The sequence below is a fragment of the Kitasatospora sp. NPDC058170 genome, from assembly GCF_042883905.1.
In the GTDB taxonomy this organism is placed as follows: Bacteria; Actinomycetota; Actinomycetes; order Streptomycetales; family Streptomycetaceae; genus Kitasatospora.
The window spans coordinates 1-23266 of sequence record NZ_JBHVUV010000051.1 but is presented as its reverse complement, the minus strand read 5'-3'; the positions used below and the strand labels follow the sequence as shown (position 1 = coordinate 23266).

Annotated in this window: 20 protein-coding genes; 9 read left to right on the top strand and 11 right to left on the bottom strand. The window is 74.1% G+C overall.

The window, feature by feature from the left end:
• Window positions 1-27: 27 nt before the first annotated feature.
• The 3 genes from ACFVVX_RS35830 to ACFVVX_RS35820 form a co-directional block, all read right to left on the bottom strand.
• Window positions 28-684 (bottom strand): HAD family hydrolase, encoded by a 657-nt coding sequence (locus ACFVVX_RS35830; RefSeq protein WP_387952068.1) that lies wholly within the window; start codon window positions 682-684, stop codon window positions 28-30.
• A gap of 152 nt (window positions 685-836) precedes the next feature.
• Entirely contained in the window at window positions 837-1346 is a 510-nt protein-coding gene (locus tag ACFVVX_RS35825) for a DUF6912 family protein (RefSeq protein ID WP_387952067.1), read from the bottom strand.
• Between the two features lie 91 nt (window positions 1347-1437).
• A complete protein-coding gene (locus ACFVVX_RS35820) occupies window positions 1438-2550 on the bottom strand; it encodes a patatin-like phospholipase family protein (RefSeq protein ID WP_387952065.1) in 1113 nt (370 codons plus the stop codon).
• Window positions 2551-2912: 362 nt separating this feature from the next.
• Here ACFVVX_RS35820 and ACFVVX_RS35815 point away from each other — a divergent pair, with 362 nt between their 5' ends.
• Entirely contained in the window at window positions 2913-3404 is a 492-nt protein-coding gene (locus ACFVVX_RS35815; RefSeq protein ID WP_387952063.1) for an Rv3235 family protein, read from the top strand.
• Between the two features lie 92 nt (window positions 3405-3496).
• Here the strand turns inward: ACFVVX_RS35815 and secA are convergent, their stop codons facing one another.
• Window positions 3497-6259: a preprotein translocase subunit SecA gene (gene secA, locus ACFVVX_RS35810; protein ID WP_387952061.1), complete on the bottom strand. Its 2763-nt coding sequence runs from the start codon at window positions 6257-6259 to the stop codon at window positions 3497-3499.
• 242 nt (window positions 6260-6501) lie between these two features.
• On the opposite strand from secA, the gene ACFVVX_RS35805 reads away from it, so the two are divergent.
• The gene (locus tag ACFVVX_RS35805; protein WP_387952060.1) at window positions 6502-7068 is read left to right on the top strand and encodes a GNAT family N-acetyltransferase; all 567 of its coding nucleotides are present in this window, start codon (window positions 6502-6504) and stop codon (window positions 7066-7068) included.
• Between the two features lie 115 nt (window positions 7069-7183).
• Window positions 7184-8365: a winged helix-turn-helix domain-containing protein gene (locus tag ACFVVX_RS35800; protein WP_387952059.1), complete on the top strand. Its 1182-nt coding sequence runs from the start codon at window positions 7184-7186 to the stop codon at window positions 8363-8365.
• Between the two features lie 56 nt (window positions 8366-8421).
• Here the strand turns inward: ACFVVX_RS35800 and ACFVVX_RS35795 are convergent, their stop codons facing one another.
• Together ACFVVX_RS35795 and hpf are read right to left on the bottom strand one after the other, a co-directional pair.
• Entirely contained in the window at window positions 8422-9180 is a 759-nt protein-coding gene (locus tag ACFVVX_RS35795) for a response regulator (RefSeq protein ID WP_387952057.1), read from the bottom strand.
• Between the two features lie 192 nt (window positions 9181-9372).
• Window positions 9373-10065, bottom strand: coding sequence for a ribosome hibernation-promoting factor, HPF/YfiA family (hpf, locus tag ACFVVX_RS35790; protein ID WP_387952056.1), 693 nt, complete (start codon window positions 10063-10065; stop codon window positions 9373-9375).
• Between the two features lie 370 nt (window positions 10066-10435).
• Here hpf and ACFVVX_RS35785 point away from each other — a divergent pair, with 370 nt between their 5' ends.
• Window positions 10436-11209: a ComF family protein gene (locus ACFVVX_RS35785; protein WP_387952054.1), complete on the top strand. Its 774-nt coding sequence runs from the start codon at window positions 10436-10438 to the stop codon at window positions 11207-11209.
• On the opposite strand, the gene ACFVVX_RS35780 is transcribed toward ACFVVX_RS35785, so the two are convergent.
• From ACFVVX_RS35780 to mtrA, 3 genes are read right to left on the bottom strand one after another with little or no spacing between them, the layout of a single operon-like run.
• Window positions 11193-13061 (bottom strand): LpqB family beta-propeller domain-containing protein, encoded by a 1869-nt coding sequence (locus tag ACFVVX_RS35780; RefSeq protein ID WP_387952053.1) that lies wholly within the window; start codon window positions 13059-13061, stop codon window positions 11193-11195. The genes ACFVVX_RS35785 and ACFVVX_RS35780 overlap by 17 nt on opposite strands.
• Entirely contained in the window at window positions 13036-15195 is a 2160-nt protein-coding gene (mtrB, locus tag ACFVVX_RS35775; protein WP_387952052.1) for an MtrAB system histidine kinase MtrB, read from the bottom strand. Before mtrB ends, ACFVVX_RS35780 begins: the two co-directional genes overlap by 26 nt.
• Before the next feature lies 1 nt (window position 15196).
• Window positions 15197-15874 carry an MtrAB system response regulator MtrA gene (gene mtrA, locus ACFVVX_RS35770; RefSeq protein WP_030061806.1) on the bottom strand — a complete coding sequence of 226 codons (678 nt, stop codon included), beginning with the start codon at window positions 15872-15874 and terminating at the stop codon, window positions 15197-15199.
• 289 nt (window positions 15875-16163) lie between these two features.
• Here mtrA and ACFVVX_RS35765 point away from each other — a divergent pair, with 289 nt between their 5' ends.
• The 5 genes from ACFVVX_RS35765 (at window position 16164) to ACFVVX_RS35745 (ending at window position 21612) form a co-directional block, all read left to right on the top strand.
• Complete coding sequence (locus tag ACFVVX_RS35765) at window positions 16164-17333, top strand: hypothetical protein (RefSeq protein ID WP_387952050.1); 1170 nt, start codon at window positions 16164-16166, stop codon at window positions 17331-17333.
• A gap of 5 nt (window positions 17334-17338) precedes the next feature.
• Entirely contained in the window at window positions 17339-18028 is a 690-nt protein-coding gene (locus ACFVVX_RS35760; protein WP_387952049.1) for a DUF4129 domain-containing protein, read from the top strand.
• The gene (locus ACFVVX_RS35755; protein WP_387952048.1) at window positions 18025-19251 is read left to right on the top strand and encodes a DUF4350 domain-containing protein; all 1227 of its coding nucleotides are present in this window, start codon (window positions 18025-18027) and stop codon (window positions 19249-19251) included. Before ACFVVX_RS35760 ends, ACFVVX_RS35755 begins: the two co-directional genes overlap by 4 nt.
• Window positions 19252-19343: 92 nt before the next feature.
• Window positions 19344-20264 carry an AAA family ATPase gene (locus ACFVVX_RS35750; RefSeq protein ID WP_387952079.1) on the top strand — a complete coding sequence of 307 codons (921 nt, stop codon included), beginning with the start codon at window positions 19344-19346 and terminating at the stop codon, window positions 20262-20264.
• 37 nt (window positions 20265-20301) lie between these two features.
• Window positions 20302-21612, top strand: coding sequence for a DUF58 domain-containing protein (locus tag ACFVVX_RS35745; RefSeq protein ID WP_387952046.1), 1311 nt, complete (start codon window positions 20302-20304; stop codon window positions 21610-21612).
• A gap of 88 nt (window positions 21613-21700) precedes the next feature.
• Here ACFVVX_RS35745 and ACFVVX_RS35740 read toward each other — a convergent pair whose 3' ends face one another.
• The gene (locus ACFVVX_RS35740) at window positions 21701-22468 is read right to left on the bottom strand and encodes a CDP-alcohol phosphatidyltransferase family protein (RefSeq protein ID WP_387952044.1); all 768 of its coding nucleotides are present in this window, start codon (window positions 22466-22468) and stop codon (window positions 21701-21703) included.
• A gap of 23 nt (window positions 22469-22491) precedes the next feature.
• Window positions 22492-23151 carry a transposase gene (locus ACFVVX_RS35735; protein WP_387952042.1) on the bottom strand — a complete coding sequence of 220 codons (660 nt, stop codon included), beginning with the start codon at window positions 23149-23151 and terminating at the stop codon, window positions 22492-22494.
• Window positions 23152-23266 lie beyond the last annotated feature (115 nt).

Sequence of the window (23266 nt, the reverse complement as noted above, 5' to 3'; positions counted from 1 at the left end):
CGCACCACGCCCGCGCGGCCCCGCGGCTCAGCCGGCCAGTCGGCCGGCCAGCTCCACCGCCTCCGCCAGGCTGTCCACCACGGGGACGCCGACGGGCTCCAGCTTCTCCCGGCTGTGCGAGCCGCCGGTGTACAGCACGGCGTGCGCGCCCGCGGCCAGCGCCGCCAGCGCGTCGTCCGCGGCGTCGCCGATCAGCACCGTCCGGGCCGGGTCCACATGCTCGCCGAGGGCGGCCAGGTGCCTGGCCAGGTGCTCCGCCTTCTGGCCGCCGGACGGCCCGCTGCGGCCGTCCACCCGCAGGAAGTGCGAGGTCAGGCCGAACGCCTCGACCACCGGCAGCAGCTTCGCGTGCTCGTACATCGACAGCAGCGACTGGCTGTGCCCGGCCTGCTGCCAGCCGCTCAGCAGCTGCGGCGCGCCGTCGGTCAGCCCGCAGGCGACGCTCAGCTCGACGTAGCGGTCGTGGAACGCGTCGTCCAGCCGCAGCCACTCGGCCTCGGAGGGCATCCGGCCGAGCAGCCGCTGGTAGAAGCGGGGGATCGGGATCTCGTACTGCTCGCGGTACTCCTGCATGGTCATCGGCCCGATGCCGACGGTCGCGAACGCGGCGTTGCTCGCTCCGAGCACCGCCTCCATGTCATGGAAGAGCGTGCCGTTCCAGTCCCAGACGATATGAGTGCGCACGCAGGGAACGGTAACCCCGGCCACCGACAGGGCGGTAGGACGGGGCTCACCAGGGGCTCGCCACGGGACCCACCAGGGACCCGCCACGCGACCCCGCCGGAGCCCGCCAGGCTCCCGACAGGGCCCCGGCAGGACCCGCGCCCGGCCCGGGCTCAGGCCAGCAGGGCGGGGATCTCCTGGGTCGCGAACCACAGCAGGTCGTGGTCCTCGGCGCCGTCCACGGCGAACTGCGCGTCCTGGTCGCCCGCGTCGGCCGCCCCGACGGCCGCCACCGCCGCCGCGACGTCCTCGACGACGTCCTGATCGGCCACGTCGGCGTGCACCGCCGCCGCCTTCGCCAGCCGCACCGGGCCGGCCAGCACCACCCGGCCGAGCGAGGCCTGGTCCTGGTACTCGTCGCCGGGGAACGGCTGCACGGCCGAGTCGGCGACGTCCAGCGCCACCACGACCCGGCGGCGCGGCGCGTCCGGGTCGGCGGCCAGCAGCCGCAGCGAGGACTGGGCGGCCCGGTTCAGCGCCGCGTACTCCAGCTCCTCCAGGTCGTCGCTGACGTACCACTCGCGCAGTGCGGGGGTCACGGCGTAGGCCGCCGACTGCTCCAGGGCACCGCCCGGGTGCGCCGCCGCCAGGCCGTTCAGGGTGGTGGGCACGTACACGCGCATCGGTGGCACTCTCCGGTTCGTCCAGCGGCACAGGCTTCCAGCGCCCCCAGAATAAGCGCCGGAACGCCACCCGTGATCACCTGCTCACCGCTCACCCCGGCCCGGCCGCCGCCCCGGGCCGCCGGGCGCCGTCCAGGGCGGCCCGGCTGGTGCGCAGCGCGCTCTCCAGCACCGCGCCCCGACGGGCCGGGTCCATCAGGTTCGGACCCATCGCCGCCAGGTCCTCCAGGGTCGGCGCGAGCAGGTGCACCCGGACGCCGCTCTCCCGCAGCAGCCGGGCCTCGCGCAGCAGCTGCCTGGTCACCGCCCGGCGGTAGCGGCTGACCAGCTGGGCGAGCACACCGCGCGGGCGGTCCCGGGCGCGCCACTCGCGCAGCGCCGCCAGGGTGCCCCGGCCGGGGCCCGCGGGCGGCTCGGGCGCCCCGGCCCGGCCACGCGGCTGCAGCCGCAGCGCCATCGGGGCGAGGACGTACACCTCGTCCAGGCCGCGCCCGAGCATCAGGTCCGCGTTGGTGGCCGACCAGCAGCCGCCGTCCACGTACGCGGAGCCGTCCACCCGCACCGGCGCGAACCAGCCGGGGATCGCGCAGGAGGCCATCACCGCCTCGGGGACCGAGGCGGGCGGTGCGCCCGGGTCCCCGAAGACCACCCGGTGGCCGCTGCGGTAGTCCACCGCCGCGACCCGCAGGGCCTGCCAGGGGCCCTCCTCCGGGGCCGGGTCGAACAGTCCTCGCACCAGCTCGCCGACCGGTGCGAGCGAGCCCCGGCCGTGCGGCGCCATCGCCGACACCATGGTCAGCAGCGGGTACTCGCGCGGGTGCCGGACGGCGTCCCGCAGCAGGCCCGGCGAGCCGATCCCGGCGCGCGGGCGCGGCGGCAGCGCGCCGCCGACCGCCGTGTCGTAGTCGAACTCCACCCCGGCCAGCGGGCCGTCGGTGATCGGCAGGCCGCGCTGGTGGTCGCGCAGCTGCTCGGCGCGCACCCCGCCGGCCAGCATCGCGCCGAGGATCGCGCCCGCCGACGTCCCAAGGACCACCTCGGCGCGGCCCGGCTGCCAGCCGACCGCCTCCTCGACGGCGCACAGCGCGCCGACCGTCCAGGCCGCGCCCAGCATCCCGCCGCCGCCCAGGACCAGGCCGCGCCGGGGCGCGCCCGCGGCGGGCGGCGCCGCACTGCCCCCGCCCGTCGAAACCTGTGTCGCCATCGCCGGCCGCCTGTCGTCCTCGGGCGCTGCTGTCGGCGCCTGCGCGTGCTGCTCCCCGGGGGGTGCCCCGGTCCGGCTCCGATCCTGCGCGCCGACCCCGGGCGGGCGCAACGCCGCGCCGGACCGCCGCCACCCGGACCGACGCACCGGTCCGTCCCCTTTCGGACCGCAGGGCCCGTCCGCAGACGTCAACCGGGCGCCCCTCGGGCCGGGCCGACGACCCGCCCCCGCACTGGGCGGTTCACCCGGATAGGTGAACCCCCGGACCACCCGCCAACCGGCCGCCAACCCGATTGCCGCCCCGCGCGAACCACCGCTACCAAGGACCCGACCGCACCGGCCACACCTTCGAGGAGCCCGCCATGACCCACGGCCCGAGCGCCCGGCCCGGACTCGCCCAGCCCCACCCGCACCGCGTCCGGGCCCCGGGCCGGCCCGTCGCGGGCACCGCCCGCACCGGACACCACCCGCCGGCCGACCGGGGGCCGCGGCACCCCCGCGCCGCCTGCACCGCCGCGCCGGGACCGGACCCGCGCACCGGGCTGACCACCCGCTTCGCGCACCAGCTGGTCGAGGTGCTCACCGGCGCCCGGCCGTCCGGCCAGCTGATGCGCCACACCACCCTGGACGGCTACGGCCAGCTCGCCGCACTGGTCCGCTGCGGCACGCTGCGGCGCGGCGGGACGGCCGACCGACCCCGGCTGGGCCCGGTGCACGACCGCTCGCCCTCCCCCGACGCGGTCGAGGCGTGCGTACGGGTCGACCTCGGCCGCCGACACCACATGGTGGCGTTCCGGCTGGAGCAGCGCGGACCGGCCGGGCAGTGGCAGTGCACCGCCGTGGAGGCCCGGTGAGCGCCCGGACGCCCGCGCAGGCGCCCCCGGGAACGCCGCAGGGCGCCACCCCCGTACGGGAGCGGCGCCCTGGTGGGCCGGCGGCCGGGTGCTCAGGCCTTGCGGCGGCGGCCCTTGGCGGACTTGGCGGCCTTGCGGCGCTCGGCGCGGGTCAGCCCGTCGCCCTCGTCCTCCGCCCCGAGGTCCTCGAAGTCGCCCTCGACGACGCCGCCACCGACCTCGTCCGAGGGGGCCGTGTAGTGCAGGCGCTGCGGCTTCGGGGCCTCCAGGCCCTTGGCCTTGATCTCCGGGCGGGCGGCGTCCTTCTCCAGCTTGTCGAGCAGCACCTCGGCGTCCTCGACCGGCACCTCCTCGACCTGCTGCTCGACCTGGACCTCCAGGTTGAACAGGTAGCCGACGGACTCCTCCTTGATGCCCTCCATCATGGCGGTGAACATGTCGAAGCCCTCGCGCTGGTACTCGACCAGCGGGTCGCGCTGCGCCATGGCGCGCAGGCCGATGCCCTCCTGGAGGTAGTCCATCTCGTAGAGGTGCTCGCGCCAGCGGCGGTCCAGCACCGAGAGGACGACCCGGCGCTCCAGCTCACGCATGATCTCGGCGCCGAGCTGGTCCTCGCGGGCGCCGTACTGCCCCTGGATGTCCTCCTGGATGACCTTGGTGAGGAACTCCGGGGTCAGCCCGGCGGTGCCGCCGGCCCCCTCCTCCAGCTCCTCCAGCTCCAGGGTGAGCGGGTAGAGCTGCTTGAGCGCGGACCACAGCTTGTCGAGGTCCCAGTCGTCCTCGAAGCCCTCGCCGGTGGCGGCCTTGACGTACGCCTCGACGGTGTCGTCCATGAAGTGGCCGACCTGCTCCTGCAGGTCCTCGCCCTCCAGGACGCGGCGGCGCTCGCCGTAGATGACCTCGCGCTGGCGGTTCAGGACCTCGTCGTACTTGAGGACGTTCTTGCGGATCTCGAAGTTCTGCTGCTCGACCTGGGTCTGCGCCGAGGCGATGGCCCGGGTGACCATCTTGGACTCGATCGGCACGTCCTCGGGCACGTTGGCCATCGACAGCACGCGCTCGACCATGCCGGCCTTGAACAGGCGCATCAGGTCGTCGCCGAGCGACAGGTAGAAGCGGGACTCGCCCGGGTCGCCCTGACGGCCGGAGCGGCCGCGCAGCTGGTTGTCGATCCGGCGGGACTCGTGCCGCTCGGTGCCGAGGACGTAGAGGCCGCCGGCCTCCTTGACCTCGTCCTGCTCGGCCTTGACGGAGGTCTTGGCCTTCTCCAGCGCGGCCGGGAACTCGGCCTCGTACTCCTCCGGCGTCTCGGTCGGGGTGAGCCCGCGCTGCGCCAGCTCGGCCGCCGCGAGGTGGTCGGAGTTGCCGCCGAGCATGATGTCGGTGCCACGGCCGGCCATGTTGGTGGCGACGGTGACGGCGCCCTTGCGGCCGGCCTGCGCGACGATCTGCGCCTCGCGCTCGTGGTGCTTGGCGTTCAGCACCTCGTGCGGGATGCCGCGCTTGCGCAGCTCCTGCGACAGGTACTCGGACTTCTCCACCGACACGGTGCCGACCAGCACCGGCTGGCCCTTCTCGTGCTTCTCGGCGATGTCCTCGACCACGGCGGCGAACTTGGCCGGCTCCGACTTGTAGATCAGGTCGGGCTGGTCGATGCGCAGCGGCGTCTTGTTGGTCGGGATCGGCACCACGCCGAGCTTGTAGATCTGGTGGAACTCCGCGGCCTCGGTCGTACCGGTACCGGTCATGCCGGACAGCTTGTCGTACAGGCGGAAGAAGTTCTGCAGGGTGATGGTGGCCAGCGTCTGGTTCTCGTTCTGGACCTCCACCCCCTCCTTGGCCTCGATCGCCTGGTGCATGCCCTCGTTGTAGCGGCGGCCGGCCAGGATGCGGCCGGTGTGCTCGTCGACGATCATGACCTCGCCGTTCATCACGACGTAGTCCTTGTCCGCCTTGTACAGCTCCTTCGCCTTGATGGCGTTGTTCAGGAAGCCGACCAGCGGGGTGTTCACCGACTCGTAGAGGTTGTCGATGCCCAGGTAGTCCTCGACCCGGGAGACACCCTCCTCCAGCACGCCGACGGTGCGCTTCTTCTCGTCGACCTCGTAGTCGCGGTCGATCTTGAGGCGCTGCACCAGCTTGGCGAAGTCGGCGTACCACTTGGTCGCCTGGTCGGCCGGGCCGGAGATGATCAGCGGGGTACGGGCCTCGTCGATGAGGATCGAGTCGACCTCGTCGACGACCGCGAAGTTGTGGCCGCGCTGGACCAGTTCGTCCTGCGACCAGGCCATGTTGTCGCGCAGGTAGTCGAAGCCGAACTCGTTGTTGGTGCCGTACGTGATGTCCATCCCGTACTGGCGCTTGCGCTCGGCGGGCGTCATGTTGCCCAGGATCACGCCGACTTCGAGGCCCAGGAAGCGGTGCACCCGGCCCATCCACTCCGAGTCGCGCTCGGCGAGGTAGTCGTTGACGGTGATCAGGTGCACGCCCTTGCCGGTGAGCGCGTTGAGGTACGTCGGGAGCGTGCCGACGAGGGTCTTGCCCTCACCGGTGCGCATCTCGGCGACGTAGCCGAGGTGCAGCGCGGCGCCGCCCATGATCTGGACGTCGTAGTGGCGCTGGCCGAGCACGCGTCGGGCCGCCTCGCGGACGGTGGCGAACGCCTCGGGGAGGATGTCGTCCAGGGACTCGCCGTCGACGAGCCGCTGCTTGTACTCGTCGGTCAGCGCGCGCAGCTCGGCGTCCGTGAGGTTGACGAAGTCCTCTTCGATGGAGTTGACCTGGGCAGCAATCCGCTGCAGCTTGCGAAGGATCTTGCCTTCGCCGGCGCGCAGGATCTTGTCGAAGACGGACACTTGAGCGGGCTCCTTGCCTGTATTGGCACTGGACGACTGCACGGCAGGTCCACCCCACCGCACGGGCCATCGTATGCGAGGACTCCAACGCCCCGGGAGGTGCGTCAGCGCGCTATTCCCGTGTCACCCCTGCGAGCACATGCCTCGATAGCGATGCCTACCAGGGCAAAGCGGTCACCGGCTCGGGCAGTTGGGTGGTTAATCGGATGCTCGGATTCCTCTCCGTACGGAATAATCCGCCTATGACAGAGCAACCCGACACCCCTGTGGACCCCGTCGTCCTCACCACCGAGCGCCTGGTGCTGCGGCCGCCGCAGGCCTGTGACCTGGAGGCGGTCTTCGCGGCCTGCCAGGACGAGGAGATCCAGCGCTGGACGGTCGTCCCCAGCCCGTACCGACTCGAGGACGCGGAGTACTTCGTCAACGATCTCGCCGCCAACGGCTGGCGCACCGGCGAGGCCAGGATCTGGTGCGTGCTGGAGCGCGCGAGCGGCGCCATGGTCGGCACCCAGGGGATCACCCTCGCCCCGGGCCGCCCGGGCAGCGCCGAGGTCGGCTGGTGGGCCGCCAAGGAGTACCGCGGCCGGGGCTACACCGTCGAGGCCGCCCGCGCGGTGGCCCGCTACGGCCTCACCGAGCTGGGCCTGCGCCGACTGGAGTGGCAGGCGTACGTGGGCAACGACGGCTCGCGCGCGGTGGCCGAGCGGGTCGGCTACCGCTTCGAGGGCACCCTGCGCTCGTACGCCGAGCAACGCGGCGTGTTCCACGACGCGTGGGTCGCCTCGCTGCTCGCCACCGACCTGGACTGAGCCGCCCCGAGCCGCCCCGAGCTGCCCCCACCCCGGGCCACCCCGGCCGGTGGTCCCGGCTGTCGCCGCCGCCGACCGGTCCCGGCTGTCGGTCCCGGCGTCTACCCTCGCCGACATGACCGTCACGACTCCCGTCACGACCCTCGGCGCCGACGAGGCGCGCCGCATCGCCCTGCGCGCCCAGGGCCTGCTCGGCGCGCCGGACCGCCGGGGCGGCGTACGCGGGGTGCTGCGCCACCTCGGCGCCGTCCAGCTCGACACCATCTCGGTGCTGGCCCGCTCGCACGAGCTGATCCCCTACGCCCGCCTCGGCGCGGTCGGCCGCCCGGCCGTCGAGGAGGCGTACTGGGGCTCGGGCGCGAGCTTCGAGTACTGGTCGCACGCGGCGTGCATCCTGCCCGTCGAGGAGTGGCCGCTGTTCGCGTTCCGCCGCCGCGGCTACCGCGGGCGCGGCCACCTCTGGGGCCACCAGGTCACCCCGGAGACGTACCGGCACGTGCTGGACAAGCTGCGCGCCGAGGGGCCGCTGACCTCCACCGAGCTGGGCGGCGCCAAGAAGACCGCCGAGTGGTGGGACTGGTCCGACACCAAGATCGCGGTGGAGCGGGCCCTGGCCTTCGGGGACGTGGTCTGCGCCGAGCGCCGGAGCTGGAAGCGGGTCTACGCGCTCGCCGAACAGGCCGTCCCCGCAGCGCTGTTCGAGCAGGACCCGAGCGACGAGGAGTGCCTGCGCACCCTGGTCGCCCAGGCCGGGGCCGCGCTCGGCGTGGCCACCCGGGCCGACCTGATGGACTACCACCGGCTGCGCGCCGAGCAGCTGGACGCGGTGGTCGAGGCCTCCGGCCTGGTCCCGGTGGAGGTGGCGGGCTGGGGCCCGGCGGGCACCGCGGCCGCCGCGTGGGCCGATCCGGCCGCGCTGGCCGCCCCGCCTCGCGGGCGCCACCGCACCACGCTGCTCTCCCCGTTCGACTCGCTGATCTGGGACCGCGCCCGCACCGAGCGGATCTTCGGCATGGCCCACCGGCTGGAGGCCTACACCCCGAAGGACAAGCGGGTGCACGGCTACTTCGCGATGCCGCTGCTGACCGGCGGCAGGCTGGTCGGCCGGGTCGATCCGGCCCGCGAGGGGCGCACCCTGGTGGCCCGTCGGATCTCGCTGGACTCCGCGCGCCACCTGGAGGCGCTGGCTGCGGCGCTGCGCGAGGCGGCCTCCTGGGTGGGCTGCGACGCCGTCCGGGTGGAGGCGCTGGGCGACGAGGGGCTGCGCCCGGCCCTGACGCGGCTGCTCGACGCCTAGACCCGGCCGGAGCCGACCGCGGGCGGGCCCGCCGAGGCGCCCAACCCCCGGGCGCCTCACCCTATTTCGAGGATCTTCTCCCGCATCGCGTAGACCACGGCCTCCATCCTGGAGTGCAGCTGAAGCTTCTCCAGGATGTTGCGAACGTGGTTCTTCACGGTGTTCTCGCTGATGAACAGCTCCTTGGCGATCTCCCGGTTGTTCATCCCGGTGGCCACCAGCTTCAGCACCTCCAGCTCCCGGTCGGTCAGCCGGGGAGCCGGCACCAGGTCCCGGTCGTCGGAGCGGCGCTGGATCATCGACTTGAACTCGGTGAGCAGCTTGGAGGCCATCGACGGGCTGATCTGGGACTGCCCGTCGGCGACCGCCCGGATCGCGGTGGCGACCTCGTCGGTGGAGATCTCCTTGAGCAGGTAGCCGGTGGCACCGGCCTTGATCGCCTCGTAGAGGTCGGCCTCCTCATCGCTTATCGTCAGCATGATGATCTTGGTGCTGGGCACCACGTCCTTGATCGCGGTGCAGGCCTCGATCCCGCTGCGGCGGGGCATCCGCACGTCCATCAGGATGATGTCCGGCAGCAGGTCGGCGGCCTTCAGCACCGCCTCGGCGCCGTCCCCCGCCTCGCCGATGACCTTGATGTCCTCCTCCTCCGCGAGCACGATCTCCAGCCCGCGGCGGAACAGCGCGTGGTCGTCCACCACCAGGACGCGGATCGGCTCGGCCCGGCGCGGGCCGTACTCGGGCTCGGCCCCCGGTCCTGGCGCCACCCCCGCGCCCGGCCCCGCAGCGGGCCCCAGCCCGAAGTGATCCCCCATCCGCTCCTCCCCCGTCGCCGGTCCTCGTCGCGCCATCATTCCACGCCTCGGACCCCCTCCGGTCACCCTCAGGTGCCGATTCCCCTGCATCGGGTGACCTCGGGTCGACCGCGGCCGCCGCGGCGCCCCGAAACGCCGGTGACCCCGGCGGCAACGGCTGCCGGGGTCACCTCTCCGATACCGCTCGGACGGTCAGTCCTCGTCGCCGGACCCGCCGATCGCGCCGCCGGCGCCGCCACCCGCCCCGACCGAACCGTCGGCCTTCAGGTGGATGACGCCGTAGTGGTAACCGTGCCGGCGGTAGACGACGCTCGGCAGGCCGCTGTCCTTCTCCACGAACAGGTAGAAGTCGTGGCCGACCAGTTCCATCTCGTAGAGCGCCTGGTCCAGCGCCATGGGGGCGGCCGGGTGGGTCTTCTCCCGGACCACCAGCGGGCCTTCGCCCTCCACTTCCAGGGATCCCATCATGGTCTTGCGGACGGCGCCGTTGGTCTCGCCCTCCGGCTGCGTCGTCTCGGGCAGCGCGGCGAGGGACGCCGTCGCCTCGGCGACGCTGATGGGGGTGCGGCCGTTGCCGCCCTTGTGCACCCGGCGCCGGTCTGCGGACTTGCGCAGCTGGGCGTCGAGCTTCGCCGAAGCCAGGTCGAGTGCCGCGTACGGGTCTGCCGCGGCCGCCTCGGCCCGGATCACCGGGCCACGGGTACGGAGAGTGATCTCCACCCGCTCGGACCGGTCGGCCTGACGCGGGTTGTGCTCCTTGGACACCTCGACGTCGAGGCTGATCACCTTGCCGTCGAACTTCTGGACCTTCTCCAGCTTCTCGGCCACGTGCTCGCGGAACCTCTTGGGCACCTCGGTCTTGCGGCCCTTGACGACGATGTCCACGCAGAACTCCGATCCCTCGTGCTGACGCCGATCCGGGTGCTACCGAATCGGGCTGAGACCCAGCCGGACCAGCCAATCCACTGCCGACCCTCCGCCCCGCCGCGAGCGGCGAAAGCGACTGGCCCTCACCTCACTTCCTCCCCACCAGGGACGGTTGAAACCCCCTGGAGCCTCATAGAACACCTCACACGGGGATTTCGCCTCCCCAGGCGGCAAAGTGGGTATGACCCGATCTTGTGGGGTTGGCGGTCGAGCTGTTGCACCCTGTCTACCCTCTTGCGAGTGAAGCATGGGTAAATACCTGGACAACACCCCCCGTACGGCGCATCCTGTGCTCACTCTCCGTGCCTGCCCTCCGCCAGGAGAAGCCGTGCCACCCACCACGTCACCCGCCCGCCCACACCCCGCTCCCAGTCCGTTCGCCTACGCACTGGGCGGCCTGCTGGACGTCCTGCTGCCGGCCCGCTGCGCCGGCTGCGGCACCGGCCGCAGCCAGCTCTGCCCGGCCTGCCGCCACGCCCTGACCGCCACCCGGCCCGGCCCCACCGCCCTGCCCTGGGTGCACGCCGCCGCCCGGTACGCCGATCCGGTGCGCCAGTTGCTGATCGCCCACAAGGAGCGCGGCGCACTGCGCCTGGCCGACCCGCTGGGTGAAGCGCTCGCCCACGCCGTGCGCTCCGCACTCGGGCCGCGCGCCGGTCAGGCGCCGCTGCTGCTCGTCCCGGTGCCCTCCACCCGGGCCGCCGTCCGCGCCCGGGGCCACGACCCGACGCTGCGGCTGGCCGGCGCCGCCGCCCGGGCGCTGCGCCGGGCGGGGCTGGACGCCCGGGCCGCGCCACTGCTGCGGCACGTCCGCCCGGTCGCGGACCAGAGCGGCCTGTCCGCCGCCGAGCGCCGACGCAACCTGCACGGCGCGCTCACCGTCCTGCCGCGCGCGCACCGGCGGCTGACGGGACGCCAACCCGTGCTGGTGGACGACCTGGTGACGACCGGGGCCAGCCTCGCCGAGGCCGCCCGGGCGCTGGCCGCCGCCGGGCTGCCGCCGCGGGCGGCCGCCACCGTCGCGGCCGCCGTCCCGCACCGGCCCGGCGGCACGCCGCCGGCCTGCGGAGGCCGGGGCGGGCGGCTCAGCCCGGGTAGATGAAGGCGCTCGCCCGGTACTGCGGCGGCAGGACGAGCTCGCGCCACTGGTTGTTGACCAGGCGGTAGATCTTGCCGTCCGCCCCCTGCAGGGCCAGCACCGGCGGCGCCTGGCCCGCGGTGTCGTCACGGGACTCCGAGGCCTGCACCGAGACCATCCCCTCGCCGCCCAGCAGCGAGCCCTCGGTGCTGCGCGAGCCGTCCGTGCTGATGTAGTGCAGCTGCGGCAGCCGGTCCTTCTCCTTGCCCAGCACCAGCAGTTGGTCGGCCTCCGCCCAGGACACCGAGGTGACGTCGGTGAGCTGCGGCGCGGCGTTGCGCAGCCCGGTGATCCGCGCCGTGGGCGCGTCCTGGGTGCCGCCGTGCTGCACCAGGCCGACCATCAGGCTCCGGTCGCCCTTGCGGTCCTTGACCACCAGGGCGATCCGGACCCCGTCCGAGGCCGTCTTGAGGCTCTGCACCGTGCCACCGTCGAGCCCCTCGACCGGCACGGTGACGGGCTTGCGCCCGCGCACCATCACCACCCGCGGGGCCTGCGGGTCGCGGTCCACCACCCAGAGGTCGCCGCGGCCGTCCCAGCTGGGCGAGGCCAGCCCGTCCTCGCCCTTGTCGGCGGGCCGGGGCGTCGTGCTGAGCACGGGATCGGGGAGCGCCGACTCGCTGTCGGCCAGCCCCACCGAGTACAGCTGGTGGCCGTCCGGGCTGATCGCGGCGGCGCGCTGACCGTTGCGGCTCACCGCGATCGCGCCGACCGCGCGCTTGCCGTTGGCCGGGGCCTTGCCGAGCACGCCGGCGACGGCGGAGCCCTCGCCCTGCTCGCGGGCCTGCAGCAGCACCCCGTTGTCGGCGCGCTGGTAGTACTGCTGATCGGCCGCCGATCCGGCCAGGGCGCCGGGGGCGCTGGCCGGCAGGTCGTTGCGGGCCACGACGCAGCTGCTGCCGCGCGGGCCCTTCAGCTCCAGCCGGTCCATCTGGCCCTTGCCCTGGTCGCCGAGGGTGTAGAGGAGCTGGTTGGCCATCTGCTTGCACAGCATCCCGCCGCCGAGGTCGGGGCCGGCGGCCACGACGTGAGCGGTCCGGCTGTCGTCCACGGTGACCGGCTGCACGGTGACCCCGGCCGGGAAGGCCGACCGGACGACCGGCGAGAGCCACTCCGACGGGCCGGCGACCAGGGCCCGGGCGGCGGCGGTCAGCGGGTCTATTCGGCGCCGCAGGTAGATCGGGTCGGCGATCAGCACCTCCTGCGCGGTGGGCGCGGAGGGGTCGGCGGCCGCGTAGAAGAACCGGTCCACCTGGCGATAGCTGTTGCGGAAGTTCGTCTCGTTGATGATCAGACCGTCGGGGAGCCGGTCGATCCGCCACTCCCCGGACTTCTCCCGGACGAAGTTGAAGGTGAAGCTGACGTCCTTCTGCCCCTCCCGGAAGCGGTAGGAGTGCTTCTCGTCCACCTGGGCGACGACCATCCCGGAGACCGGGATGGACACCGAGGTGTCGGCCTCCGTGAGGGTCTGGTCGTTGTGCGTCGGGTTGGCCGCCAGCACCATGATCCCCGCCTCCGGGTTCCACCGGCCGGCGGCCTCCTCGGTCAGGTACTGCCGCGCCGTCGGGTAGCCGTCGTCCGCGGTCGAGGCGTCCAGGAAGCCGGTCAGCAGGTCACCCGGCTTGGCGCCCTTGGCGGGCGCCACCGGGAAGACCCTGACCTGGAGGTTCTTGTCCGCCGCGCCCTGCGACAGCTCGACCTTGGCGATGCCGCCGGCGTCCGGCATCGCGGCGCAGCCACCCACCAGCGCGGCCCCCAGCACCGCGCCGGCCACCGCGGCCAGCCGCGGTTCAGTCCTGCTGCTGGTCCTTCGCACGCTGCGACCCCTCCGTGTCCGTCCCACCCGTGCCGATCGCGGTGCGTACCGCGCCCGGCTCCTCCGCCTCCGCCGTCCGCTGCGCCACCGAGGGCCGGCCGGGCGTCGCGTCGACCACGACCTGGGCACCGGTGGCACCGTACCCGGCCCCCGCGGCGCGCAGGTCCGAGGGGTCGGAGCGCGGCCCCTCGGGCGGGCGGCGGCCCAGGTCCGGGCCGATGCTCAGCACTCCGCCCAGCCCGCTGCCGAAGCCGCCGCCGAAGCCGCTGCCGCCGCCCTCCGGGGCCTCCGGCACCGCCGGCTCCTCGGTCGCGGTCAGCGCGGTGGCACCGGACGGGCGGATCGCCCGCCGGTACGGCATCCCGTACGAACCGAGGCCCCGGTTGTTGCGGGAGTCCTCCGGCTCCAGCCGGAACGGCGCCCGGTTGATCTCGCCGCCGCGGGTGCGCGGCAGGGTGAGCCGGAAGTGCGAGCCGCCGCCGGGCTCGCCCCAGGCCTGCAGCCAGCCGGCGTGCAGGTGCGCGTCCTCGACCGCGATGGACAGGCCGAGGCCGGTGCCACCGGTGGTCCGCACCCGGGACGGGTCGGCCCGCCAGAAGCGGTGGAACACCCGGGAGGCCTCGCCCGGCTTGAGCCCGATGCCGTAGTCGCGCACACCGACGGCGACCGCGCCGTCGGCCGAGCCCAGCCGGACCACGACGTCCCGGCCCTCACCGTGCTCCAGCGCGTTGACCACCAGGTTGCGCAGGATGCGCTCGATCCGCCGGGAGTCGACCTCCGCCAGCACCGGCTCGCCGTCGCCGCGGATCACCACGGCGCTGCCCTTGGCCTGGGCCAGCGGGTCCGCGGCCTCCACCACCCGGGTGACGATCTCGCGCAGGTCGACCGGCTCGGCGTCCAGGATCGCGGCGCCGGCGTCGAAGCGGCTGATCTCCAGCAGGTCGGCGAGCAGCGACTCGAAGCGGTCCAGCTGGCCCTGGAGCAGCTCCGCCGAGCGGGCCGCCATCGGGTCCAGGTCCTCGCGGCTGTCGTAGATCAGGTCGGCGGCCATCCGCACCGTGGTCAGCGGGGTGCGCAGCTCGTGCGAGACGTCCGAGACGAAGCGCCGCTGGACCCGCGAGAGCTCCTCCAGCTGGCGGATCTGCGCCTGGAGGGCGTTGGCCATCCGGTTGAAGGACTCGCCGAGCCGGGCGATGTCGTCCGTCCCGGTGACCTTCATCCGCTCTTCCAGGTGCCCGGCGGCCAGCCGCTCGGAGATCCCGGCGGCCATCCGGACCGGGGTGACCACCTGGCGCACCACCAGCCAGGCGATGCCGACCAGCAGGATCACCACGAACAGGCCGGCGGTGGCCAGGGTGCCGGTGACCAGGTCGAGGGTCTTGGTCTCCTGGCCGAAGGGGAAGACGTAGTACAGCTGGTAGCTGGTGCTGCTCGGCCCGGTGAACTGCTGGCCGAGGACGAGCCCCGGCTCCGAGTCGGAGCCGCCGCCGTGGTGGATCCGGGTCGGCTGCTCGAACATCACGCCGGGCTCCGAGGCGACCGCCGTCCGCAGCGAGTCCGGGATGCTGCTCGGCAGGACGTCCCCGGAGTAGCGCGGGCCCAGCCCGGGGTTCTGCTGCGCCACCACCTGGCTGCTGCCGGGCAGGATCGCGATCACCGAGTAGACGCTCTGCCCGCTGGCCGCGAGGTCGCCGACCTGCTTCAGCAGCCAGGTGCCGATCTCGTCGGTGGTCGGGTCGCTGGTGGCCCCGACCTTGAAGCGCAGGTCCTTCGCCTCGTCGATCTTCTTCTGCTCGCTCTTGAAGCCGCCGTCGGCCTGGCTGCGGGCCGAGGTCTTCTTGGTGTTCAGCAGCCCGGTGCGCACCTGGGCCACCACCACCACCCCGAGCACCAGCACCACCGTGACGGAGAGCAGCAGGGTCGCGGCGACCACCCGCACCTGGATGGAGCGCCGGTAGAGCGCCGTCACCCGGTGGAGGGGTCGACGCAGCTGACGCGTCACCAGCGCGAGCAGGGCCGCCGGGCCGCGCCGGCGGCGGCGGCCCTGGGTGGTCGAGCTCAGCACGTCCCCGCGCACGGCGGCGCCCCCGTCGGTCGCGGTACCCGACGGGGTCTCGTCAGCCTGGTACCTCACGTCAGCTGGGCCCGGCCTTGTAGCCGACGCCACGAACGGTCACCACGATCTCGGGGCGCTCCGGGTCCTTCTCGATCTTGGATCGCAGGCGCTGGACGTGGACGTTGACCAGTCGGGTGTCCGCCGCGTGGCGGTAGCCCCAGACCTGCTCCAGCAGCACCTCGCGGGTGAACACCTGCCAGGGCTTGCGGGCCAGCGCGACCAGCAGGTCGAACTCCAGCGGGGTCAGCGGGATGCCCCGGCCGTCCCGCTTCACCGAGTGGCCGGCCACGTCGATCACCAGATCGCCGATGGTCAGCTGCTCGGGCGTCGGCTCCTCGGCCCGGCGCAGCCTGGCCCGTACCCGGGCCACCAGCTCCTTTGGCTTGAACGGCTTGGTGACGTAGTCGTCGGCGCCCGATTCCAGGCCGACCACCACGTCCACGGTGTCCGTCTTCGCGGTCAGCATGACGATCGGGATGCCCGACTCCGCCCGGATCTGGCGGCAGACGTCGATGCCGTCCCGTCCGGGCAGCATCAGGTCGAGCAGGACCAGGTCAGGCTTGGTCTCCCGGAACGCGGCTAGTGCCTTGTCCCCATCCGCGACGAAAAACGGCTCAAAACCCTCACCCCGCAGCACGATACCGAGCATCTCGGCCAGTGCGGAGTCGTCATCAACGACGAGGACGCGTCCCTTCATGCGTCCATACTCTCATTACCGGATTGTGACCTGCCGCACAGCAGTCCCATTGCTCCAGAACGGCCAAGTGGCAGCCTGGTCGATTTCCGGCCATACCGGGCGAATATCCCGCGCCGAACCGCTCCGGAACCACCGGGAAACCCGCACCGGCCACCGCGGCGGAGCCCGCCCGCGGGTCAGCAGCCGGATACCCCTGAGACCCGTCCGAGCACCATGGCACGATGGGCGCTGCGCGCAGGTGAAGATCCACCCGCGCCCGCGAACCCCGACGCCCCTCCGAGGAGCAGTGATGACCGACACTCCGGGCTGGGCCTCGCCCAGCTCGTCCGAGCCGCCCCGCGAGGACGCCCGGCCACCGGCCGACGCGCCCGCCGCCGTGCCCGGTCCGTCGGCACCACCACAGGGCGCACCCACCGCCCCGCCCGCCTGGGGCTCCGGCTACGGCGGCCCGCCGCCCGGCGGCCCGCAGTACGGCCAGTACGGCTGGGGCGCCCCGCCGAGCCCCAAGCCCGGCATCATCCCGCTGCGCCCGCTCGGCCTCGGCGAGCTGCTGGACGGCGCCGCCTCCACGATCCGCAAGCACTGGCGGACCACGCTCGGCCTCTCGCTCGGCGTCGCCGTGCTCCAGCAGGCCGCGGCCACCGCGACCGAGCTGTCCATCGACGGCGACACCGGCAGCCTCACGCCGGTCCTGACCACGCTCGCCAGCCTGCCGGTCAGCCTGCTGCTCGGCGTCATCGCCTCCGCACTGCTGACCATGGTCGTCAGCCGCGCCATCCTCGGCCAGTCCGCCACCATCCGCGACGCCTGGCGGGACGCCCGCCCCCGGCTGTTCCAGATGCTCGGCCTGACCCTGCTCACCGCCCTGATCGGCGGCGGCATCGTGCTGCTCGGCTTCGCCCCGATGATCGGCTACCTGATCGCCGGCGCGGACGAGCCCGCCATCGCCGCCCTGCTGTTCGTCGTCGGCCTGCTCAGCCTGCCCGTCGCCGTCTGGATCTGGATCCAGCTCAGTCTGGCGGCCCCCGCCCTGATGCTGGAGAAGCAGGGCGTGCTGACCGCGCTCTCCCGCTCCCGCCGGCTCGTGCGCGGCGCCTGGTGGCGGCTGTTCGGCATCAACCTGCTCAGCCAGGTGCTGGCCGGCATCGTCGCCGGGATGATCTCGGTGCCGTTCACGATCGTCGGCGTGGTCCTGGGCTTCGACGACATCGCCGGCCAGGCCGACTCCGGCGGCCTGGTCAGCCTCCCGCCGGCCCTGCTGATCACCACGGCCATCGCCGGCGTCATCTCCGCCACCCTCACCATCCCGTTCACCGCCAGCATCGGCGTCCTCCTCTACGTCGACCAGCGGATCCGCCGCGAGGCCCTGGACATCGAGCTGGCCCGTGCCGCCGGACTGCCCGAGTACGGCGGCACCGGCTGGAGCGACCCGGCCGGCCCGAACCCCGCGAGGCTCTGACCCGCATGCCGAACTGGGGGGACCTGACCCGGGCGGCCGGCGGCGCACCGGTCACCATTCCGCGCGACCCGGCACGCGACGCCGCCCGGGACGAACTGCTCAAGGCCGACTACCACCGGCACGACCCCAGCCTCCAGGAGCGGGTCCTCGACTGGATCGGCGACCGGCTCGGCGACGCCCTCGACGCCGTCGCGGGCAACGGCACCAGCGGAACCACCGGCCTGGTCCTCTTCCTGGTGATCGCCGTCCTGATCGGCGGCGCCCTGTGGTGGCGCCTCGGCGCGCCCAAGCGGGCCGCCCGCACCGTCCAGCCCGTCTTCGGCACCGCCGGCCCGCGCAGCGCCGCCCAGTACCGGGCCGAGGCCGAGGCGCACGCCGCCGCCGGCCGGTGGCCCCAGGCCGTCCGGGAGCAGATGCGCGCCCTGGTCCGGGCCCTGGAGGAGCGCACCCTGCTCGACACCCGCCCCGGCCGCACCGCCGACGAGGCCGCCGCCGAGGCCGGCCGCGCCCTGCCCGAGCACGCCGCCGCCCTCGCCGCGGCCGCCCGGAGCTTCGACGACATCGCCTACGGCGAGCGCACCGCCGACCAGGCCGCCTACCGGCTGCTGCACGACCTCGACCGGGCCCTGGAGCGCACCCGCCCGGCCCTCGCCCCGGTGCCGGTCCCGGCCCAGGCCCAGGGAGGAGCGGCATGACCACGACCGTCCCCGCCCCGGACGCGCCGCCCGCGCCCGCCGCCCCCACCGGCCCCGCCCCCACCAGCCTCGCGCCGACCGGCCGCGGTCTCTGGTACCGCGGACGCTGGTACCTGTTCACCGCCGCGATGCTGCTGCTCGCCGGAGCCGTCCTGGCCGGCCTCAACCAGGAGCAGCGCTACCCGCCGCTCGACCCGCGCTCCTACGACCCCTCCGGCACCCGCGCCGTGATCGCCCTGCTCCAGCGCGAGGGCATCAAGGCCGACATCACCGCCGACCTCACCACCGGCGCGGCCGGCGGCGACACCGTCGTCGTGCCGGAGCCCGACCTGCTCTCCCCCGACCGGCTGCACGCCCTGGCCGCCGCCCGGCACGGCCGCCTGGTCCTCATCGCCCCCGGCCCGGCCGCCCTCAGCGCGCTGGTCCCCGGCGTCCGCCCCTCCGACGAGGCCGGCGGCGTCCCCTACGCCTCCATCCGCAGCACCCCCGCCGACTGCTCCCTGCCCGCCGCCGTGCGGGCCGGCAGCGCCCACCTCGGCGGCCTGCTCTACACCGCCGGCACCCGCGGCGAGGGCTGCTACCCGCGCGGCCACGGCTACCCGCTGATCAGCGTCCCGAACAACCGGGGCGGGGACGTCGTCGTCCTCGGCAGCGGCGCCTTCCTCACCAACGAGCTGCTCGCCAAGGACGGCAACGCCGCCCTCGCCCTCGCCCTGCTCGGCTCCCAGCCCGCCCTGACCTGGCAGCTGCCCGACTACACCGCCCCGATCGCGGCCGAGCAGCGCAAGCAGCTCACCGACTACATCCCCGAGGGCTGGCGCTGGGCCGGCTACCAGCTCGGCGTCGCCGCCCTGCTCGCCGCCGCCTGGCGCGCCCGCCGGCTCGGCCCGGTCGTCGGCGAGAACCTGCCCGTGGTGGTCCGCGCCGCCGAGACCACCGAGGGCCGCGCCCGCCTCTACCGCCGGGCCAAGGCCCGCGGCCGCGCCGCCGACGCCCTGCGCCGCGCCGCCGCCCACCGCCTCGCCCCGGCCCTGGGCGTCCCGCTCAGCGCTGGCGCACCCGACCCCACCGCTCTCTGCGCGGCCGTCGCCGACCGCCTCCCCGAGCGCCCCGCCGGGGGCGTGGCGGCCCTCCTGTACGGCCCGCCCCCGACCGACGACGCCGCGCTGCTGCGGCTCGCCGACGACCTCGACGCCCTCGAAAGGCAGGTACGGAAGCCGTGACCGAGCAGGCCACCGCCACCCCCCTCACCACCCCCGGCACGGCGGACAGCACCCCCGGCACGGCGAGCGACCCGCGCCAGGCGCTCACCGCCCTGCGCGCCGAGATCGCCAAGGCCGTGGTCGGCCAGGACGCCGCCGTCACCGGCCTGGTCGTCGCCCTGCTCTGCGGCGGCCACGTGCTGCTGGAGGGCGTCCCCGGCGTCGCCAAGACCCTGCTGGTCCGCACCCTGTCCACCGCGCTCAGCCTGGGCACCAAGCGCATCCAGTTCACCCCCGACCTGATGCCCGGCGATGTCACCGGCTCCCTGGTCTACGACGCCCGGACCGCCGAGTTCTCCTTCCAGCCCGGCCCGGTCTTCACCAACCTGCTGCTCGCCGACGAGATCAACCGCACCCCGCCCAAGACCCAGGCCGCCCTGCTGGAGGCCATGGAGGAGCACCAGGTCACCGTCGACGGCGAGCCCCGCGCCCTGCCCGTCCCGTTCCTGGTCGCCGCCACGCAGAACCCCGTCGAGTACGAGGGCACCTACCCGCTGCCCGAGGCCCAGCTGGACCGCTTCCTGCTGAAGCTGGTCCTGCCGCTGCCCGACCGCGACCAGGAGTTCCAGGTCCTCGCCAGGCACGCCGCGGGCTTCGACCCCCGCGACCTCACCGCCGCCGGCGTCCGCCCGGTCGCCGGCCCCGCGGACATCGCCGCCGCCCGCGCGCAGATCGCCGGGCTCACCGTCTCCCCCGAGGTCCTCGCCTACATCGTCGACCTCTGCCGGGCCACCCGGCAGTCCCCGTCGCTCTCCATCGGCGTCTCCCCGCGCGGCGCGACCGCCCTGCTCGCCGCCTCCCGCGCCTGGGCCTGGCTGGCCGGCCGCGACTACGTCACCCCCGACGACGTCAAGGCCCTCGCCCTGCCGACCCTGCGCCACCGCGTCGCGCTGCGCGCCGAGGCCGAGATGGAGGGCGTCACCGCCGACTCCGTCATCCAGGCCGTCCTCGCCCAGACGCCCGCCCCCCGCTGACCGCCTCCCCTCGCACGCCTCCGAAGGAGCGCACCGCATGGCCCTCACCGGGCGAACCGCCCTGCTCGCCGCACTCGGCGCGCTCGTCGTGGGCCTGCTCCTGCCCTCCGCGGCGGGGATCGCCGCCGTCACCGGCGCGGTCCTGCTCACCGCCCTGGTCGACCTGCTGCTCGCCGCCCCGGTCCGCAGCCTGCGGATCACCCGGGGCGGCGACACCACCGTCCGGCTCGGCGAGCCCGCCGCCGTCGAACTGAGCGTCACCAACGCCTCCGGCCGCCCCCTGCGGGCCCGCGTCCGCGACGCCTGGGCCCCCTCCGCGTGGCGGCCCGGCACCGGGACCGCCGCCTCACGGCACGCCCTGCGGATCCCCGGCGGCGAGCGGCGCCGCGTCACCACCCTGCTCACCCCAAGCCGGCGCGGCGACCACCACGCCCACAAGGTGACGGTCCGCTCGCTCGGCCCGCTCGGCCTGGCCGGCCGTCAGGGCTCCCACCTGGTCCCCTGGACGGTCCGCGCACTGCCGCCGTTCACCAGCCGCAAGCACCTGCCCTCGCGGCTCGCCCGGCTGCGCGAACTCGACGGCCGCACCTCCGTCCTGACCCGCGGCCAGGGCACCGAGTTCGACTCCCTGCGCGAGTACCTGCCCGGCGACGACGTCCGCTCCATCGACTGGCGGGCCAGTGCCCGCCGCCACACCGTCGCCATCCGCACCTGGCGCCCCGAGCGGGACCGGCACATCCTGATCGTCCTCGACACCGGCCGCACCTCCGCGGGCAGGGTCGGCGACGCGCCCCGGCTCGACGCCGCACTCGACGCCGCACTGCTGCTCACCGCGCTCGCCACCAAGGCCGGCGACCGGGTCGACCTGCTCGCCCACGACCTGCGCAAGCGCGTCTCGGTCGCGGGCCGCTCCCCCAACGAGATCCTGCCGGCCTTCACCGGCGCGATGGCCGTCCTGGAGCCGGCCCTCTACGAGACCGACATGCGCTCGCTGGTCTCCACCGCGCTCCGGATGGCACCGCAGCGCTCGCTGATCGTCCTGCTCACCGGCCTCGACGCGGCGCCCGTCGAGGACGGGCTGCTCCCGCTGGTACCGATGCTCACCAAGCGCCACGAGGTCGTCCTCGCCTCGGTCGCCGACCCGCACCTGGACGAACTGGCCGCCGGACGCGGCACCGTCGAGGCCGTGTACGGAGCGGCCGCGGCCGAGCAGACCCGCGCCGACCGCCGCCTCACCGCCGACCGCCTCGGCCGCCACGGTGTGACCGTCCTCGACGCCCCGCCCTCCTCGGTGGCCCCCGCGCTCGCCGACGTGTACCTCGCCCTCAAGGCCGCCGGACGGCTCTGAGCCCCTTCCCTTCCCGGGCGGGCCCGCTCCTGCGGAGCCGGTCTCAGCGAAGCCGGTCTCAGCGGAGCCGGTCTCAGCGGAGCCGGTCTCAGCGGAGCCGGGAGGAGGAGAGGATCGACGCCAGGTGTGCCACCACCATCACCCAGGTGATCGCCGCGATGGCGGCGACCACCGCTCGGGTGGGAGTGGTACCGCCGACCACGGCGTCGGCGACGGCCGCCGCCAGCAGGACCAGCGAGGCCTCGATGCCGTTGGTCACCCGGTGGATCTTGAGCGCGGACGCGAGCCTGCGCACGGTGGCCACCCCCTGCGAGCGCGGCCGGGCCGCCTCGTCCTCGGCGACGCCCAGACCGTGCCGGGCCCGCGCCACGTCCACCAGGTCGGTGGAGGCCTTCAGCAGCACGATCCCCAGAGCTGCCGCCAGGCCGACCGACACCCACGCCTCGGCCCCCGACCGGGCCGCCCGGAAGCCGGCCCCCGTCAGGAGCGCCGCGTCCGCCAGATAGGCACCGAGCCGGTCGACGTAGATGCCGGCCGCGCTGTACTGCTTCTTCCAGCGGGCGACCTCGCCGTCCACACAGTCGAAGAGCAGGAACAGCTGGAACAGCACGGCGGCCAACACGGCCCCCGTCAGACCGGGGACCAGCAGCGCCGCCCCGGCCGCCACACCGCAGACGACCATGACCCAGGTGAGTGTGTTCGGGGAGACCCCGGTGCGCACCAGCTGTCGGGTCACCCGCAGCGAGATGCGCCGCATGTACAGCCGGCCCGCCCAGTGCTCCCCGTTGCGGCTCTGCAGCTTCGCGTACGGCTGGCAGACCTCACGCAGCTCCGCCAGGTCCGGAGCGGCGCCCATGACCATCCCCTCCCCTCCCGCGATCAGTAGCGGGGCTTGACCCAGACGTGGACGCCGACCGAGGCCCCCTCTTCGCCCTCCTCGTCCGCCTGCGTGTCGCCGGCCCGCCACTCGGCGATCCCCGCCGACAGCGCGACCGCCGAGGACTTGTCCCCGTGGAAGCCCTCCCGAGCCGCCTGGTAGGCGAACCAGCGCTCGACGTGCGCCAGCCAGGCCGCCTCGTCCGGCGCGAAGTGCATGACGAAACGCGGGTGCGCCCGAAGCCAGTTGATGACCGTCGGGGACTTGTGCGTGAAGTAGTTGTCGCAGATCAGGTGGACCTCGCCGCCCTCCGGCAGCTCCTGGTCCAGCTTCGCCAGGTACTGGCGGAAGGCCACTCCGCGCCGCCGGCGGTGCAGGGTCCCGGTCACCTTCTCGGTGGTCGAGTCGAGGCTCTCCAGCAGGGCCGTGACGGCCGCCGGCAGCGGCTCCTCGCGCAGGGTCTCCAGCGCCGCCCGGAGCTTGGGCCGCAGGACGGTCTCCGCATCGACGTGCAGCGCCAGCACCCGCTCCGGCGGAGCCAGGTACAGGCCGGCCACCTCGTGGGAGGTCTCCATGGTGAAGGGGTCCGTCGCCAGGCTGAAAGGCTCGGTACGCGGCTTGTTTTCTTCGGGGTTGGCCTTAGGGCCAGGACGACGTGCCATACCGCGATCGTATCCTGCGTAAACGCAAAGAACCCCCACCCGGAATCGGGTGGGGGTTCTTCGGAATGATTGTTCGGCGGCGTCCTACTCTCCCACAGGGTCCCCCCTGCAGTAC

What these genes read in the sequence shown, in the direction of transcription:
- ACFVVX_RS35765 (WP_387952050.1), top strand. Translation starts at nt 16,164, where the DNA reads ATGACCGACACTCCGGGCTGGGCCTCGCCCAGCTCGTCCGAGCCGCCC.
- mtrA (WP_030061806.1), bottom strand. Translation starts at nt 15,874, where the DNA reads ATGAAGGGACGCGTCCTCGTCGTTGATGACGACTCCGCACTGGCCGAG.
- ACFVVX_RS35800 (WP_387952059.1), top strand. Translation starts at nt 7,184, where the DNA reads ATGACCGTCACGACTCCCGTCACGACCCTCGGCGCCGACGAGGCGCGC.
- ACFVVX_RS35805 (WP_387952060.1), top strand. Translation starts at nt 6,502, where the DNA reads ATGACAGAGCAACCCGACACCCCTGTGGACCCCGTCGTCCTCACCACC.
- ACFVVX_RS35740 (WP_387952044.1), bottom strand. Translation starts at nt 22,468, where the DNA reads ATGGGCGCCGCTCCGGACCTGGCGGAGCTGCGTGAGGTCTGCCAGCCG.
- ACFVVX_RS35795 (WP_387952057.1), bottom strand. Translation starts at nt 9,180, where the DNA reads ATGGGGGATCACTTCGGGCTGGGGCCCGCTGCGGGGCCGGGCGCGGGG.
- ACFVVX_RS35755 (WP_387952048.1), top strand. Translation starts at nt 18,025, where the DNA reads ATGACCACGACCGTCCCCGCCCCGGACGCGCCGCCCGCGCCCGCCGCC.
- ACFVVX_RS35825 (WP_387952067.1), bottom strand. Translation starts at nt 1,346, where the DNA reads ATGCGCGTGTACGTGCCCACCACCCTGAACGGCCTGGCGGCGGCGCAC.
- ACFVVX_RS35745 (WP_387952046.1), top strand. Translation starts at nt 20,302, where the DNA reads ATGGCCCTCACCGGGCGAACCGCCCTGCTCGCCGCACTCGGCGCGCTC.
- ACFVVX_RS35760 (WP_387952049.1), top strand. Translation starts at nt 17,339, where the DNA reads ATGCCGAACTGGGGGGACCTGACCCGGGCGGCCGGCGGCGCACCGGTC.
- ACFVVX_RS35820 (WP_387952065.1), bottom strand. Translation starts at nt 2,550, where the DNA reads ATGGCGACACAGGTTTCGACGGGCGGGGGCAGTGCGGCGCCGCCCGCC.
- ACFVVX_RS35735 (WP_387952042.1), bottom strand. Translation starts at nt 23,151, where the DNA reads ATGGCACGTCGTCCTGGCCCTAAGGCCAACCCCGAAGAAAACAAGCCG.
- ACFVVX_RS35815 (WP_387952063.1), top strand. Translation starts at nt 2,913, where the DNA reads ATGACCCACGGCCCGAGCGCCCGGCCCGGACTCGCCCAGCCCCACCCG.